Source organism: Streptomyces spiramyceticus (assembly GCF_028807635.1).
Classification (GTDB): Bacteria; Actinomycetota; Actinomycetes; order Streptomycetales; family Streptomycetaceae; genus Streptomyces; species Streptomyces spiramyceticus.
The window spans coordinates 2,000,725-2,019,753 of the sequence record NZ_JARBAX010000001.1; the positions used below are offsets into that span (position 1 = coordinate 2,000,725).

The 19,029-nt window shown below is 70.2% G+C and carries 1 protein-coding gene; it reads right to left on the reverse strand.

Translation table 11 applies throughout. The annotated features are described in order from the left end of the window. Window positions 1-169: 169 nt before the first annotated feature. Entirely contained in the window at window positions 170-19,015 is an 18,846-nt protein-coding gene (locus tag PXH83_RS09030) for a non-ribosomal peptide synthase/polyketide synthase (protein WP_274562737.1), read from the reverse strand. Window positions 19,016-19,029 lie beyond the last annotated feature (14 nt).

The following is a 19,029-nucleotide window of genomic DNA, read 5'->3' on the forward strand; positions in this document are numbered from 1 at the left end:
TTGACGAAATAGACCCGTGGACTCATCGGGAATCGGATGGATTCCGTCACCAATTCCGCCCAGGGACCAGGACGATCGCCCCTCAAGGCTAGCCAGCGGCCGATGGCGCCCACAACGAACTAAAGCCCCAGATAAAATCGCCAGGTGAAAAGGCGAACCTCATTCCGGCTCAGCTTCCGTCGATGATCTCGCTCAGTGCGGAGACGAAGTCCTCGGCGAGCGCGGTGACCGTCTCGGGGCGGTACGTGTCCGTCGCGTACATGAACTGGACCACGAGCCTGCCCGAGGAGACGATCGCCACGATGTCCAGCAGGTGGTGACGCTCCTCGGTGGCCGGGGCCGCCGGCGCGGTGTACGGGACCGGCGGGCCGTAGAAGCCCTGGGTGCTGTCCGCCGCGTCGTACTGGCCCAGGTAGTTGAAGCTGACCTGCGGTTCGGGCCCTTCCGCGATCGCACCCTTGACGTAGCGCAAAAGGCCGTATCCGATACCGCGCTGCGGGACGGCCCGCAGCTGTCGCTTCACCGTATTGATCTGCGGGCGCCATTCCCACGTGGTCGGAGCCGCGAGCCGCACCGGGAACTGCGTGGTGAACCAGCCGACCGTGCGTGACACGTCGACTCCGTCGATGATTTCCTCCCGGCCGTGGCCTTCCAGATTCACCAGGACTTCGGGCTGTCCGGACCAGTCGGTGAGCGTCCGGCCGAGAGCGGAGAGCAGTACGTCGTTGATCTGTGTCCGGTAGCGGCCGGGTACCTCCTGGAGGAGCAACTTGGTGGCGGCTTCGTCGAGTTCGGCACTGGCGACCGCACGGAAGCGGTCCAGGTTGGCGCCGTCGAGGTCGACGGGCAGGGCGGACCCTTCCGCCGGGGCGCCCGACGCGACCTCGTTCCAGTACGCGATCTCCTCGTCCAGCGCGCCGGCTTCCGTGTGGGCGGCCAGCGCCCGGGACCAGGACTGGAAGGACGTCGTCTTGGCGCCGAGGTCGACGGCCCTGCCGCGCCGCGCCTGTTCGTAGGCGGTCGCGAGGTCGGAGAGCAGGATGCGCCAGGACACGCCGTCGACAACCAAGTGGTGGATGGCTACGAAGAGTTGAGGCGCCCGGTCGTCGGACTCGAACAGGACGACCTTGATCATCGGCCCGTCCACCGGACTGAGCCCCGTCTGCGCCTCGGCCACGGCCCGCGCGACCACGGCTTCGCGGTCCGTCGCACCCGACAGGTCGTGCCAGGTGAGCACGTCAAGGGACTCCTCGCCCCTGACGTACTGCCGCCAGCCGCCCTCCTCCGGTACGTACCGCATCCGCAGGGCGTCGTGCCGGCGCAGAAGTGCCGCGACCGCCGCTTCGAGTGCCGTCCGGTCGACGTCCGCGAAGCCCAGTTCGACGAACGTCGCCATGATGAGGTTCTCGGGCGCGGTGAAGCTGTCGAAGAACCAGCGCTGGATCGGCGTGAGCGGTACGTCGCCCGTCACCGGCTGCTGCACCTCGGTCTCGGACTCCTCCTCGGTGACCAGTTCGGCCAGCCCGGCGATGGTCGGGGCTTTGAACAGGTTCTTCGGAGATATCCGAAGGCCTGCCTCCCTGGCCCGTGACACCACCTGGATGCTGAGGATCGAATCCCCGCCCAGCTCGAAGAAGTTGTCGTGCACGCCGACCTGCTCCAGGCCCAGCACCTCGGCCCACACCTCGGCGAGCGCCCGCTCGCGCTGCGTGCCCGGTGCCGCGTACTCCTGGCCGGTCGCCGCCTCCATGTCCGGTTCGGGCAGTGCCTTGCGGTCCACCTTCCCGTTCGCGTTCAGCGGGAGAGCGTCCAGCACCACGAAGGCGGTCGGCATCATGTAGTCCGGCAGCGACGCGCGGACGTACTCCCGCAGACCGGCCTGGTCGACACCGGTGCCGGCCGCGTAGGCGACCAGCCGCTTCACCCCGGGGCGTATTTCCCGTACGGCGACCACGGCCTGCGCGACGTCCGGATGGCTCGCCAGGGCGATCTCGATCTCGCCCAGCTCGATGCGGAAGCCGCGGATCTTGACCTGGTTGTCCGCACGGCCCACGAAGTCCAGCTGCCCGTCGGGCAGCCATCGGACCACGTCGCCCGAGCGGTACATCCGCTCCCCCGTGAAGGGGCAGGCCACGTACCGGCTCGCGGTCAGGCCGGGGTGTCCCGCATAGCCTCGGGTCACGCCCTCACCGGCGAGATACAGCTCGCCAGCGACGCCCACCGGCACCGGGCGCAGCCAGGAGTCGAGCACATAGGCGCGGGTCCGCCCGATGGGACGGCCGATCGGCATGGTCGGCCCCACGGTGTCGCCCTCGACGAGGTGCACCGTCGCGAAGATGCTGGTCTCCGTCGGACCGTACGCCGCAACCAACTGCACGTCAGGGGCCTGCTCCACCACCTTCTGGAAGTGCCGGGGCGACAGCACGTCACCGCCGGTCATCACCATGCGCAGGCCCGAGAGCATCCGCACATCGGCGTCGACCACCTCGTGGAACAGGCCGGTCGTCACCCACAGCACGGTCACGCCGTGGGCCCGTACCAGCGCGCCCATCTCCTCCACGGACAGCACGCGCGCGGTGGACACCGCGAGTGTGGCCCCGTTGGCGAAGGCGCTCCAGATCTCCAGGGCGCTGGCGTCGAACGACAGCGTGGCGGTCTGGCTGATCACATCGTCCGAGGTGAAGGCGAGCCGCGCGTCCCTCGCCACCCGCAGCACACCGGCGTGCGGCACGACGATGCCCTTCGGGCGGCCCGTGGACCCCGAGGTGTAGAAGACGTACGCCGCGTTCTGGGGCACGAGTGACACCGCGGGCGGGTCCTGACGGCCGGAGGTGGCGTCTGCCTCGCTCGCGAGATCCTCGATGAGGACGACCGGCACGCCGGCGTCCGGCACGGCATCCACGGCCGAGGCCGTGGTGAGCAGCAGCTCGATGCCCGAGTCGGCCGCCATGAACGACAGGCGCTCGGCCGGGTATTCGGGGTCGAGCGGCACATACACACCACCTGCCTTGAACACCGCGAGCAGCACCACGATCGGCTCGACACCGCGCGGCAGACACACCCCGACCCGTACCTCCGGACCCACACCGTGGTCCCGCAGGGTGTGCGCGAGGCGGTTCGCCCGTACGTCCAGACCGGCGTACGTCAGACGGTCGTCGCCGCACGCCAGCGCGACGGACTCCGGGGCGCGCGCCACCTGCTCGGCGAACACCTCGGTGAGCACCGCACCGGCGGGCCCGGCGTCACCCTCGGCCCACTCGCCCAGCACCCGGTCGCGCTCCGGCGCCGAAAGCCGCGGCATCTGCGACAGCGGCCGCTCGGCGCCGTCGGCGAGGGCCTCCAGCACGATCAGCAGGTGGCCGGCCATCCGACGGATGGTGCTCGCGTCGAACAGGTCGGTGTTGTAGACGATGTAGCCGCGCATTTCGCCCTCGACCTCACCGAAGTCCATCGTGAGGTCGAACTGCGCCGTCGTGGACCGCATGGCGTAGTCCTGCCAGCGCAGACCGGCCCGCGCCGTCTCCGGGGCGCCCGAGAGGTTCTCGTAGCTGACCGCTGCCTGGACGAGCGGGCTGCGGCTCGGGTCGCGCTCGGTGACGACCGCGTCCACGACCCGGTCGAAGGGCACGTCCGCGTGGGCGAAGGCGTCGAGGACGGTGCCCCGCACCGCGCCCAGCAGCTCGGCTCCGGTGGAGGCCTCGTCGATCCGGGTGCGCAGCGCCAGCGTGTTGACGAAGAACCCGACGACGTCCTCCAGCTCCTCGCGCTCACGGCCCGAGGTGACGGTGGCGACAACGACGTCGGACTGTCCGCTGTAGCGCGACAGCAGCAGCTGCACCGCTGCCGTGAGCCCCATGAACAGCGTGGCGCCCTGCGCCCGGCACATGTCGGCCAGCCGCTCCAGCACGTCGGCCGGGATCACCACATGCTCGCTGGCACCGGCCGTGGTCCGCTCGGCGGGACGCGGGCGGTCGGTGGGCAGCTCCAGGACGGGGGCGCCCGCCAGCTGTTCGCGCCAGTAGCCGAGTCCGCTCTCCAGTACTTCGGGCGTCAGCCGGTCGCGTTGCCATGCCGCGTAGTCGGCGTACTGGACGGGGAGTCCGGCCAGCGCCTCACCCTCATACAGCGCGCTCAGCTCGCGCTGGATCACGCCGAGCGACCAGCCGTCGGTGATGATGTGGTGCATCGCCAGCACGAGGACGTGCGCGTCGGGAGCCACCCGGAGCAGGGTCGGCCGCAGCAGCGGGCCGGTGCGCAGGTCGTACACGTCCATGAGGAGGGTGTGCACGGCGTCGTCCAGACCGGCGGGGTCGCAGTCGACCACCGGCAGGTCGACCAGGGCGGGCGGGTGGATGACCTGTACGCCCTGGCCGTCGACCGTGTCGAAGGTGGTACGCAGCGACTCGTGCCGGGCCACCAGCGCGTCCAGCGCGCTGCGGAGCGCGTCGGTCCGCAGCGCGCCACGCAGCCAAACCACACGGCCCGAGTTGTACTCGGTGCTCTCCGGCGCGTGCTCGGCGGCGAACCACATGCGCCGCTGGGCGGAGGAGAGCGGCATGGCGGCTTCGCGCGGTGCGAGCGGAATGCCCTCGACGCTGCCCCCGCTGTCTCCGCTGTCTCCGCTGTCTCCGCTGCTTCCGCCTCCGCCGACCACCCGCGGGCTCAGGCCGGCGACGGTCGGGTGGTCGAAGATCTCCCGCACGGACACCTCAAGACCTGCCCGGCGCAGCCGGGACACGATCTGGATGCTGACGATCGAGTCGCCGCCCAGCTGGAAGAAGTTGTCGTGTACGCCGATGCGTTCCAGGCCGAGCACCGCGCCGAACGCGTCGGCGATCATCTGCTCCTGCGGGGTGCGTGGAGCGACGTACGTCTCGCTCAGGCCCGACAGGTCCGGGGCCGGAAGCACCCGCCGGTCCAGCTTGCCGTTCGCGTTGAGCGGCAGCGCGTCGAGCACCGTCATGGTCGCGGGCACCATGTACTCCGGCAGCACCTCGGCGATCTCCGAGCGGACCGCGTCCACCGCCGGGGAGGCTCCGGCGGCCGGGACGATGTAGGCGGCGAGCCGCTTCACCCCGGGCTGGTCCTCGCGCGCGACCACCGCCGCCTGTGCCACGCCCGCACAGCGCGTCAACGCGGCTTCGATCTCGGCGAGTTCGATCCGGAATCCCCGGATCTTGACCTGGTCGTCGCTGCGACCCGCGTACTCCAGTACGCCGTCGGGCCGCCAACGTACGACGTCTCCGCTGCGGTAGAGCCGCTGACCAGGGGTGAACGGGTCGGCGACGAACCGCTCGGACGTGAGCCCGGGCCGGTTGTGGTAGCCGCGGGCCACGCCCTGGCCGCCGATGTACAGCTCGCCCCACACACCCGCTGGAACGGGCCGCAGCCACGCGTCGAGCACGCGCAGCGCCTTGCCCGCGACCGGACGCCCGATCGGCACCGAGCCCGCGGCGGGCGGCTGCTCCTGGTCGGAGAACCAGCCTGTCGCGTACACGGTCGCCTCGGTCGGACCGTAGATGTTCGCCACGACCGCGTCCGGCATGACCTCGCCGATGCGGTCGTACAGCGCGGTCGGGAACGCCTCACCGGCCAGCACCACATGCCCGGCCGAGACTCCGAGACCGTCCTCCGCGAGGACCGCGCCCAGCGCGGAAGGCACCGCAGAGATGAGACTGCCGGACCAGCCCTGCGTACGCTCAGCCAGCTCCAGGACGTCCCGCGCGATGTCGAGGGTGCCGCCCGCCGCCAGCGCACCGAACAACTCGAAGACCGACACGTCGAAGTTCAGCGACGTGGAGAACCACACCCGGGAGAACTTCTCCTCGCCCAGCGACACGGCCCACTGCACCAGTGAGGCCATCGCCCCGCGCGAGACCACGACGCCCTTCGGCCGTCCCGTCGACCCGGACGTGTAGATGACGTACGCCGCCGCCTCCGGGGAGGGCTGCGGGAAGGACGGGCCGGCGGGCGCGTCGGCCTGCACCGGCATCTCGTCCAGCAGCAGCTGCCGCACACCGTCGGCGTACGGCACGCGCCCGGACAGCGAACCGTGCGTCAGCACGACTTCGATGCCCGAGTCCGCGACCATGAACTCCAGCCGGTCCGACGGGTACTCCGGGTCCAGCGGCACATAGGCGCCACCGGCCTTCAGCACCGCCAGCACGGCCACGACCAGGTCAACCGACCGGGGCAGACACACGCCGACCCGCGACTCCACTCCGACACCGCTTGCCGTCAGCACGCGGGCGAGCGAATCGACCCGGGCGCCGAGCTCGGCGTACGAGAGCGCCTCCTCGCCACAGACCACGGCGAGCGCGTCGGGCTGCTCGGCGACGCGCGCCGCGAACAGCTCCGTGACGGACACGCCGGCAGGCGCTGCGACCCCCTCGGACCACTCGCCCGTGACCTGCGCGAGCTCGGATTCCGAGAGCCGAGGCAGCTGCGACAGTGGACGCTCCGGGGCGTCGGCCATCGCGGCCAGGGTGGTGGCCAGGTATGCGCCGAGCCGCTCGATCGTCGTACGGGTGAAGAGCTCGGGGCTGTACGTGAGCCGCAGCGCGATGTCTGCCGCCGTGCCGCCCAGGGCAACCAACTGGCGTCCCGTGTACGCGCTCAGGGTGAGCGGGTAGTTGGTCGCGAGAGCGCCCTGGGTGTCGGTGATGGAGAGCCCGTGGCGAGCGGCGAGGTCGTCGTCGACGGGGTAGTTCTCGAAGACGAGGAGGCTCTCGAACAGGGCGGTGCCGGACGGCACTTCGGTGACCTGGTTGATCTGGGTGAGTGACAGGTATTCGTGCGGGCGGGATTCCCACTGCTCGGACTGGAGCTGCTGGAGCCACTGCACGACGGGGGCCGACGGCCGGAGGCGGGAGCGTACGGGGACGGTGTTTATGAACAGGCCCAGCACCGCCTCGGCTTCCGGCAGGTCCGCCGGGCGGCCCGAGGTCGTCGCGCCGAACACGACGTCGGTCTGCCCCGAGTACGCGGACAGCAGCAGCGCCCACGCGCCCTGGATCACCGCGTTCACCGTCAGCCTGTTCCGCCGCGCGAACTCCCCGATGCGCGCGGACACTTCGGGGTCGAGCGGCACCTCGATGTCCTGCGGTGCCCAGGTCTGCCGGGTCGCGGAGGGGGTCGTGGGGAGGGCTACGGGCGTGTCGAAGCCGGCTAGTGCGGAGCGCCAGTACGCGAGTCCGGCCTCGTTGTCCCGGGAGGCCAGCCATTCGAGGTAGTCGCGGTAGGGGCGACGTATCTCCGGCGCTCCGCCCGCGTAACGGGTGAAGACGTCCTCCAGCAGCCTGGGCGTGCTCCAGCCATCCATGAGGAGGTGGTGGAAGGTCCATACGACCTGTATCCGGCCGCCGCCCAGGCCGGCCAGGGACAGCCGCAGGAGGGGCGCCGTATCGAGCCGGATGCCGGCCCGGTCTTCGTGCCGGCGGGCTTCGAGGCGCTCGGCGCGCTGCGCGTCGGTGAGCGCGGTCCAGTCCTCGCGGGAGACGGGGACGTCGACGCGCTGGTGCACGAGGGCGACGGGCTCGTCGACCTGCTCCCAGACGACGGATACGCTCAGGGCGTCCGAGGCGTTGATGGCTTCGCGCCAGGCCTTGGCCAGCCGCTCCGTGTCGTCCGCGCCTTCCAGCACGAACGACATCTGCTCCACGTATGCCCCCGGGTCCTCCAGGGAGTGGAAGAGCATGCCCTGCTGCATCGGCGACAGCGGATACACGTCCGCAATGCCCTCACCCGTGCCGACGACCCGGTCGACCGTCGCCCGGTCCCAGTCGACCAGCGGGAAGTCGGAGGGAGTACGGCCGCCCACACCAGGTGTCAGGCAGTACGCCACCGCTTCCCGCAGGGCGTCCCGGTACCGCTCGGCAAGGCCTCGTACTTCCTCGGTGTCGTGCAGCTCCTTCGAGTACTGCCACTGGATCTCCAGCCGACCGTCCACCACCCGGCTCAGGACGTCCAGGACGTGGGGCCGGTCTTCTTCCGGGCTGCGGTCGTTCTCCACGGGGAGCATTCCGGCGAATACGTCAGGGGCGCCGTCCGCGTCGTACCGGCCGAGGTAGTTGAAGCTGACCTGCGCGGGATCGGCCAGATCGGCGCCGCCCAGGTAGCGCAGCGCACCGAAGCCGATGCCCCGGTCCGGAATCCCGCGCAGGACTTCCTTCGTGGCGCGAATCAGCTCGCCCCAGTCGGAGCCGCCCGATTCCACCACCACGGGGTAGATGGAGGTGAACCAGCCGACCGTCCGGGACACGTCCGCGTCCAGCACGGCCTCTTCGCGGCCGTGCCCCTCGACGTCGACCCACACCCGGTCGCGGCCGGACCACTCACCCAGGACACGGCCCAGTACGGCGAGAAGCACGTCATTGACCTGGGTCCGGAACACGCCGGGCACCTGCTGGAGCAGAGCTTCGGTGTCCTCGCGGGGCAGCACGACGGACACGAGATCCGCCGATCCCACGGTGTTCTGCCCTGCGCCCACTTCGCACAGCGGCTCGGCGTTCTCGACGACCGAGGCCCAGTACGCGGCCTGATCGGCGAATCCGCCCTGCTGCACGTACTCCGCCAGCTTGGCCGTCCACGCCGGGAACGACATCGAGACCGGGTCGAGAGTCACCTGCCTGCCGGCCCTCAACTGCCGGTAAGCGACGGCAAGGTCTTCGAGCAGGATCCGCCAGGACACCCCGTCCACCACCATGTGGTGCACCGCCAACAGCAGCCGCACTCGGCCGCCGGTCCCGGCCTCGGAGATCACACACCGCACCAGCGGCCCGCCCTCCAGACGGAACCCCTCCTGCACCACAGGATCAAAGTCGCCCGTCACCCGCTCGACAACCACATCACCCGCCACACCGGCAAACTGCGCCCACCCCTCCGCGCCCCGCTCGAACCGCACCCACAGACCCTCGTGATGCCGAACCACCGCCGACACCGCAGCCGCGAGCACGTCCACGTCCACATCCGGCGCCATCTCGACACACATCGACATACCGAAGTGATCCGGAGCCACCGGATGCGTCCGTACGAACCACTCCTGCACCGGCGAAAGGACCACAGGCCCCTCCACCACGCCCACAGACGCACCAGCACCGACCTCCGCGTCGCGCGCGACAGCAGCCACACCCGCCACCGTCTGCCGCACCAGCACGTCCTGCGGCGACACCACCAACCCCGCACGCCGCAGCCGCGACACGACCTGAATGCTCAGGATCGAGTCGCCGCCCAGCTCAAAGAAGTTGTCGGACAGGCCCACACGCTCCACGCCGAGGACATCACTCCACACCTCGGCCACCAGCCGCTCGGCCTCATTGCGCGGCGCGACGTAGTCCTTCAGCAGGGCGGCCATGTCCGGCTCGGGCAGTGCACGCCGGTCGACCTTGCCGTTCGACGTCACCGGCAGGCTGTCGAGCACCACGCACATCGCCGGAACCATGTACTCCGGCAGCGACTCGCCCACGAACTCGCGCAGCCCAGCCTGGTCCACACCCGTACCCACGACATAGCCGACCAGCCGCTTCACGCCCGGCTGGTCCTCCCGTACGACGACCACCGCCTGCTCGACCGCGGGATGACTCGCGAGCGCCGCCTCGACCTCGCCGAGCTCGATACGGAAGCCGCGGACCTTCACCTGGTCGTCGGCGCGTCCGGCGAACTCCAGCACGCCGCCCGGCAGCCACCGCACCACGTCCCCGGTGCGGTACATCCGCTCCCCGGCGCCCCCGAACGGCGAGGCCACGAACCGCGCCGCCGTCAGGTCCTGGCGCCCCGCGTATCCCCGCGCGAGCTGCACACCGGTGACGTACAGCTCGCCCGCGACACCCACCGGCACCGGGCGCAGCCACGCGTCCAGCACGTACAGCCGGGTGTTCCACACCGGCCGGCCGATCGGCACGGTGGCGGTGTCCGGCTCGGCGTGGAAGGACGTGACGTCGACGGCAGCTTCCGCCGGGCCGTACAGGTTGGACAGCGTGGCCTGGGGCAGCACCTCCGCGATCTGGTCGCGCAGGGCGCCCTGCAGCATTTCGCCGCCGCTGAAGACGGTCCGCAGCCCGACGCAGTCACGCGTCGCCGGTTCGGCGACCAGCGCGCGCAGCATGGAGGGGACGAAGTGCACGGTCGTGACGCCGTACTCGCGGATCGTCTCGGCCAGGTACTGCGGGTCGCGGTGCCCGTCCGGGCGGGGCAGGACGAGCCCGGCGCCCGCGACGAGAGGACCGAAGAACTCCCATACGGCGACGTCGAAGCTCGACGAGGTCTTCTGGAGCACCCGGTCCTCGGGCGTCAGCGGGTACTCGGACTGCATCCAGAGCAGCCGGTTCGAGATCGCCGCGTGCGAGACGAGCACGCCCTTGGGGCGGCCGGTCGAGCCGGAGGTGTAGATCATGTACGCCGCGTGGTCGACCCGGGTGTCGATGCGCGGGGCGGACACGGGCTGCGACTCGGTCCCGTTGCCGGCACTGGCCGGGATCACCTCGATGTCCGTGTACGTCGCGTACGCCGACTCGTCGGCGGCGATCAGCAGGGCGGCTCCTGAGTCGGTGAGCATGTAGGTGATGCGGTCGGCCGGGTACTCCGGGTCGACCGGAACGTACGCGCCGCCCGCCTTGACGACGGCGAGCAGGCTGACGACGAGTTCGACCGAGCGCGGCAGGCTCACGGCCACCACGACGTCGGGCGCGACACCGCGCTGTTTCAACAGGTGCGCGAACTGATTGGCGCGCTCGTCGAGTTCGCGGTACGTCAGGGACTCGCCCTCGGAGACGACCGCGATCCCGTCCGGGGTCCTGGCGGCCTGCTCGGCGAACAGGTCGGGCAGCAGGCGGGGCGGGCAGACCTGGTCGGTGTCGTTCCACTCCTGCGTGATCCGCATCTGCTCGTCGTCGGCGAGAAGCGGGATCTGCGCAAGAAGCTCTGCTCTGAGCATCCACTGGAGCAGTTCCCCCAACCGGCCCCCGATGCTCCGCGCGGTGCTGTCCTCGAACAGCACCGGGTCGTACGACATCCGCAGTGACACTCCGGGGTCGGTGTCTCCCACCAGCCGCCCACCGGTGTACGCGGTGAGGGACAGCGGGTAGTTGCTGCCGCCCTCGCCGTACGTGTCCTTGACGCTCAGCCCGTGGCGCGTGCCCATCTCGTCGTCGACGGGGTAGTTCTCGAAGACCAGAAGACTCTCGAACAGGCCGGTGCCGTAGGGGACTTCACTGACCGAGTTGATCCGGGTGAGTGACAGGTACTCGTGCGGGCGGGATTCCCACTGCTCGGACTGGAGGTTCTGGAGCCACTGCACGACGGGCGTGGACGGGTCGAGACGGGTCCTGACCGGAACCGTGTTGATGAACAGGCCCAGTACCGACTCCGCCTCCGGCAGGTCCGCCGGGCGGCCCGAGGTCGTCGCGCCGAACACGACGTCGGTCTGCCCCGAGTACGCGGACAGCAGCAGCGCCCACGCACCCTGGATCACCGCGTTCACCGTCAGCCGGTGGCGTCGCGCGAACTCGCCCACGTCGGTGGACAGTGACCCCGGAAGGTCCACTTCGAGGTGCCGGGTCGCCCAGCGCTGGTGGTCGTGCGCGGGCAGGTGGTCGGTGGGGAGGGCGAGCGGGGTGTCGAAGCCGGCGAGTGCGGTACGCCAGTAGTCCAGGCCCGCTTCGGTGTCCTGGGAGGCCAGCCATTCCAGGTAGTCGCGGTAGGGGCGGCGTACCTCCGGCCGTCCACCGGCGTACCGGGTGAAGACGTCCTCAAGCAGCTGCGGCGTGCTCCAGCCGTCCATGAGGAGGTGGTGGAAGGTCCATACGACCTGTATTCGGCCGCCGCCCAGGTCGGCCAGGGACACGCGCAGGAGAGGCGCGGTGTCGAGCCGTACACCCACGGTGTCCGCCCGCCGGCGCTCTTCCAGACGCTCGGCGCGCTGCGCGTCGGTGAACGTGGACCAGTCCTCGCACGTCAGCGGAACTTCGACGCGCTGGTGCACCAGGGCGACGGGCTCGTCGACCTGCTCCCAGACGATCGAAACGCGCAGGGCGTCCGAGGCGTTGATCGCCTCACGCCAGGCGTCCGCCAGCCGCTCCATGTCGTCCGCGCCTTCCAGCACGAACGACATCTGCTCCACATACGCCCCACCCTCCGGGTCCTCCAGCGAGTGGAACAACATCCCCTGCTGCATCGGCGACAGCGGATACACATCCGCGATCTCCTCGCCCCTGCCGACCACACGGTCGACCGTCTCCTGGTCCCAGTCGACCAGCGAGAAGTCGGAGGGACTACGGCCGCCCACACCAGGCGTCAGGCAGTACGCCACCGCCTCCCGCAGGAGGTCCCGGTACCGCTCGGCGAGCTGCTGGGCTTCCTCGGCGGCGTGCACAGCGGTCGAGTAGTGCACGTCCACGTGCAGGCGGCCGTCCTGGACGCGGCTGACCACGTCCCAGACGTACGGGCGCTCCTCGGCGGGGCCGTGATCCCCGGCCACGGGCAGCATTCCGGCGAATACGTCCGGGTAGCCGTCGGCGTCGTAGCGGCCGAGGTAGTTGAAGCTGACCTGCGCGGGATCGGCCAGATCGGCGCCGCCCAGGTAGCGCAGCGCACCGAAGCCGATGCCCCGGTCCGGAATCCCGCGCAGGACTTCCTTCGTCGAGCGGATCAACCGGCGCCAGCTGCCGCTCGATTCGAGCGCCACGGGATAGATGGAGGTGAACCAGCCGACCGTCCGGGACACGTCCGCGCCCAGTACGGCCTCTTCGCGGCCGTGCCCCTCGACATCGACCCACACCCGCTCATGGCCCGACTTCTCCCCCAGAACCCTGCCGAGGACGGCCAGCAGTACGTCGTTCACCTGGGTCCGGAACACGCCCGGGACACGCTGGAGCAGGGCTTCCGTGTCCTCGCGGGACAGGGCCACGGACACCACGTCGGCGGAGCCCACGGTGTTCAGGTCGGCCTCCACCTCGCACAGCGGCTCGGCGTTCTCGACGACCGAGGCCCAGTACGCGGCCTGATCGGCGAATCCGCCCTGCTGCACGTACTCCGCCAGCTTGGCCGTCCACGCCGGAAACGACATCGAGACCGGGTCGAGAGTCACCTGCCTGCCGGCCCTCAACTGCCGATAAGCGACGGCAAGATCTTCGAGCAAGATCCGCCAGGACACCCCGTCCACCACCATGTGATGGACGGCCAACAGCAGCCGCACTCGGCCGCCGGTCCCGGCCTCGGAGATCACACACCGCACCAGCGGCCCGCCCTCCAGACGGAACCCCTCCTGCACCACAGGATCAAAGTCGCCCGTCACTCGCTCGACGACCACATCACCCGCCACACCGGCAAACTGCGCCCACCCCTCTACGCCCCGCTCGAACCGCACCCACAGACCCTCGTGATGCCGAACCACCGCCGACACCGCCGCCGCCAGTGCGTCCACGTCCACATCCGGCGCCATCTCGACACACATCGACATGCCGAAGTGGTCAGGCGCGACCGGGTGCGTCCGTACGAACCACTCCTGCACCGGCGAAAGGACCACAGGCCCCTCCACCACGCCCACAGACGCACCAGCACCGACCTCCGCGTCGCGCGCGACAGCAGCCACACCCGCCACCGTCTGCCGCACCAGCACGTCCTGCGGCGACACCACCAACCCCGCACGCCGCAGCCGCGACACGACCTGAATGCTCAGGATCGAGTCGCCGCCCAGCTCGAAGAAGTTGTCGTGCACGCCGACCCGGTCCACGCCCAGCGCCGCACCCCAGGCGTCGGCCACCAGCCGCTCGACCCGCGTCCTCGGCGCCACAAAGCCGCCGTCGCGCTGGGACAGGTCCGGCTCGGGCAGCGCCCGCCGGTCGACCTTGCCGTTCGCGGTCAGCGGCAGAGTGCCCAGCACCACGAAGGCCGCCGGAATCATGTAGTCCGGCAGAGACTTGCACACGAACTCGCGCAACCCGGCGTGATCCACACCCGACCCCACGACATAACCCACCAGCCGCTTCACCCCGGGACGCACCTCGCGCACCGAAACCACTGCCTGCGTGACGTCCGGGTGAGCCGCCAGAGCGGACTCGATCTCCCCGACCTCGATACGGAAGCCACGGACCTTCACCTGGTTGTCCGCGCGCCCCACGAACTCCAGCTGGCCGTCGGCCAGCCACCGCACCACATCGCCGGTGCGGTACATCCGCTCCCCGGCGTCACCGAACGGCGAGGCCACGAACCGCTCGGCCGTAAGTCCCGCCCGGTTCACATAGCCACGGGCCACACCGGAACCCGTGACATAGAGCTCGCCCGCGACCCCCTCCGGGACCGGGCGCAGCCACGCGTCCAGCACGTACACCCTGGCGTTCACGACGGGCTTGCCGATGGGCATGCTCTCGACGTCCGGGTCCGTCACCGGGTCGCTCGCGGTCACCGTCACGGTCGTCTCGGTCGGCCCGTAGACGTTACGCAGCCGACGGCCGGGCGCCCAGCGGGAGATGAACTCGGCGGTCATCGCTTCGCCGCCGCTCAACAGGCCTTGGAGGTCGGGGAGTTCCATGTCCGGCATCGTCATCAGGGCGGCCGGCGGAATCTCCAGGTGCGTGATCCGCTGCTCGTGCAGGACGTGTCCCAGCGCCTCGCCCGCGAGCGGGCCGGGCTCGGGCAGCACCAGGGTGGCACCGGCGTACCAGGAGACCATCACGTCGGCCATCGCCACGTCGAAGTTGGGCGACACGCCCTGCAGCATCCGGGAGCCTGCCGTGAGGCCGAGGGCACGCTGGTGCGCGGCGGCCATGCTGACGATGCCCCGGTGGGAGACCATGACGCCCTTGGGGCGGCCGGTCGATCCGGAGGTGTAGATCACGTACGCACCGGCGTCCAACGACTGGGTGCGGTCGCGCCGTACGGGCCGTACGGGGTCGTCCGCCCCGGGCTGTGCCGCATCAGCGTCGACCCTCATCAGGGGTACGTCCCCGCCCGGGATGCGCTCCACGGAAGCCGCGTCGGTCAGGACCAGAGCCATTCCGGCGTCGGCGACCATGAAGTTCAGGCGCTCCGACGGGTACTGCGGGTCCAGCGGCACGTACACGCCGCCCGCCTTCGCCACCGCCAGCAGGGATGTCAGCCACTCGACGCCGCGAGGCAGGCAGACCCCCACCACGACGTCCGTGCCGACGCCGTGCAGCGTCAGGCGGTGCGCCAGCTGCTCGGCTCGCGCGTCCAGTTCGGCGTACGTCAGCGTGACGTCGCCACTGGCCACGGCCGGCATGTCGGGGCGGCGCTCGGCCTGCGCCTCGAACAGCCCCGCCATGGTCAGCTCCGGCAGGTCCTCGCCGGTGTCGTTCCACGCCCACAGGACGCGCTCGCGGTCGTCGGCCGTCAGCATCGGGACGGCGGTGAGGGGCCGCTCGGCGGCTTCGGCCAACTCCGCGAGCACGACGACGAGATGGCTCGCGAGGCGGTCCATCGTGTCCGGGTCGAACAGGTCCGAGTTGTAGTTGATCATTCCGGCGAGTTCACCGTGGCCCTCTTCGAAGGCCACCAGCAGATCGAACTGGGCCGACTCGACGTCCAGCGGGTACTCGCGCCACTGGAGGCCGCCCCGGTCGCTGATGCCGCCCGGCATGCTCTGCAGCACCGTCATGGCCTGCACCAGCGGGCTGCGGCTGGGGTCCCGCTCGGTGACGACCGCGTCGACGACCTGGTCGAACGGCACCTGGGCGTGCGCGAAGGCGTCCAGCACGGTCTCGCGCACCGAGGCGAGCAGCTCGGCCCCGGTCACGCTCTCGTCGATGCGGGTCCGCAGCGCCAGCGTATTGACGAAGAAACCGACCTGGCTCTCCAGTTCCAGCCGCCCGCGACCGGAGTCTGCGGTGCCGACCACCACGTCCTTCTGGCCGCTGTAGCGGGACAGCACCAGCTGTACGGCGGCCACCAGGCCCATGAACAGCGTCACGCCCTGCGCCTCGCACATCTCCGCGAAACGCGACTGCACGGCTGCCGGGATCTCGAACCGCCGTGTGCCGCCGGCGGAGGTGCGTACGGCGGGGCGGGGACGGTCGGTGGGCAGTTCGAGAGCCGGGGCTCCGGCCAGCTGGTCGTGCCAGTACCCCAGTCCCTCCGAGAGGGCCTGGGGCGTCATCGTCTCCCGCTGCCAGACCGCGTAATCCGCGTACTGGACCGGCAGATCGGCGAGCTTTCTCCCCTCGTACAGCTCTCCCAGCTCACCTAGGAGTACGCCCATGGACCAGCCGTCGGTGACGATGTGGTGCATCGACAGGACGAGCAGGTGTTCCTCGTCGGAGACCCGCAGGAGGAGGGGCCGCATCAGCGGACCGATGCTCAGGTCGAAAGCCTCACCCTGGTGCGCACGCACCGTCCGGGCGACGTCGCCGGACGGGCAGTCGGTCACTGGGAGATCCACCGGGGTGGCCGGGTGGATGATCTGTACGCCCTGGCCGTCGACGGTGTCGAAGGTCGTACGCAGCGACTCGTGCCGCGCCACCAGTGCGTCCAGGGCATCCCGCAGCGCCTGGACCTGCAACGAGCCGCGCAGCCACACGCCGCCACCGGTGTTGTACTCCGTACCGCTCGGGTCGATCTGGGCCGCGAACCACACGCGCTGCTGGGCGTACGACAGGGGCAGCACCTCGCCCCGGGCCACCGGCACCAGCGGCGCCTCGACGGCCGCACTGCCCAGCTCGGCAGCTGCGAGACTCTCGACGGTGGGGTGGTCGAAGAGGGTCCGTACCGGGATCTCCAGGCCCGTCCGGCGCAGCCGGGACACCGCCTGAATGGCCAGGATCGAGTCACCACCCAGGCGGAAGAAGCCGTCGTGCACGCCGATCCGGTCCGCACCCAGAACCTCGGCGAAGACGTCGGCAATGGCCTGCTCCCGCGCAGTACGCGGAGCGACATACTCCTCCCCCAGAACCGAAAGATCCGGCTCCGGAAGCGCCTTACGATCCACCTTCCCGTTCGCCGTCAACGGAAGAGAATCCAGCACCACACACACCGCCGGAACCATGTACTCCGGCAGCCCCGCCGCCACAAACGCCCGCAGCTCCGCCGCGTCCGTATCCGCCTCCGCCACGACGTACGCAACCAGCTGCTTCACACCGCGCTGGTCCGCCCGTACCACCGCCACCGCCTGCGCGACCGCCGGGTGGCCCGTCAGGACCGCCTCGACCTCGCCCAACTCAATACGGAAACCACGCACCTTGACCTGGTTGTCCGCACGGCCGACAAAGTCCAGTACACCGTCCGGAAGCCAGCGCACCACATCGCCGGTGCGATACATCCGCTCCCCGGCGCCACCGAACGGGCACGCCACAAAACGCCCCGCCGTAAGCCCGGAACGCCCCGCATAGCCATGAGCCAGGCCGATACCCGCGACATAGAGCTCTCCCGGAGTACCCACGGGAACGGGCCGCAGCCACGCGTCCAGGACCATCACCCCGGTGTCCGGCGCGGGCCCGCCGAGACGTACCGGATTTTCTTCGGCAGGGGAGCCATTCAGTACGTGCGTGGAAGCGGTAATCGATACTTCCGTCGGCCCATAGGCATTGACCAAACGCACACCGGGTGCTTCCTCAAGTACCTTCTGGCAATGCTTCGGTGACAGAGCATCACCGCCCGACATCACCATGCGCAGCCCGGAAAGCAGCCGTACGTCGGCGTCGACGACCTCGTGGAACAGCCCGGCCGTCAGCCACAGCGCCGTCACACCATGGGTACGCAACAACGCACCCAGCTCCTCCACCGACAGCATCCGCTCCGGCGAAATCGCCAGCGTGCCGCCATTGAGCAGCGCACTCCACATCTCCAGCGCACCCGCATCGAACGACAGCGTGCTCAACTGCGAGACCACATCGGCAGAGGTGAGAGCGAAGCTGGGGTCGCGCGCCACGCGCAGGAAGCCCTCGTGCGGCAGCACCGTCCCCTTCGGACGGCCCGTCGAACCCGAGGTGTAGAAGATGTACGCCGCGCTCTGCGGCAGCAGCGGCACCTCCAGCGCGGGGGCGGACTCCGGCCGGCCGGACATCTCCTCGGACGCCTCGTCCACGAGCAGCACATGGGTGTCGGGCAGCGCCGAAACGGTCGAAGCCTCAGCCAGCACCACGGCCAGGCCCGAGTCGGCGACCATGAATTCCAGCCGTTCTGCCGGGTACGCGGGGTCCAGCGGTACCGCCACGCCACCCGACTTCAGGACCGCCAGCAGCGCAACGATCGGCTCAACACCGCGCGGCAGGCACACCCCCACAGGGACGCCGAGACCGACGCCACGGTCTCGCAGCACATGGGCCAGCCGGTTCGCCCGTACGTCCAACTCCCCGTACGTGAGGCTCTCTTCGCCGCAGACCAGAGCCACCGCCTCCGGTGCCCGCGCCACCTGCTCGGCAAATACCCCCGGCAGCGTCACACCACCGAAGCCGCGCTCGGCAAAAGCCCACTCGTCCAGAATCAGGGCTCGCTCGGCGTCGGACAGGGACGGCAAACCGGCCAACGGCAGTTCCACATCGGCCGCCACCGCCTCCGCCAGCCGGCCCATCTCCGCCGTCAGCGCTTCGTCGAACTCGTCAGCAAAAGCAGTAAGCCGCGCAGTACGCCGCGCTCCGTCAACCGCCGCAAAGGAAATCTCCCCGTCGAACAGCGCCGCGTCCGCAGGCACCCCCGCCAGCTCCCGCAGCGCCTCAACGGTCAGCGCCTCCCGAGCCCCGGAGGCGGCCATCTGCTCCTCAAGTCCCCGCAGCCACGCGCCCACCGGCTCGCCGGGAAGCAGCAGCGCCCGCACCGGACGCCGCGCCCCATCGCCACCGGTCACGCCGACCAGCACATCGCGCCGCCCGCGCGCGTGCGAAAGCGCCAGCGACCACACCCCGGTGACCGCGGCCTCGAACGAAACCCGCGCCCGCTCCGCAACCTCGGCAAACGCCGGCACATCGCAACTCAGCTCGCGCCCGGCCCCCCGGCCCGACGGCGCCGTCCCCTCGCTCTCGTACCCGGACAGGATCTCTTCCCAGTACGCCACGACAGCAGCCTCATACATCCCAGACACCTAAT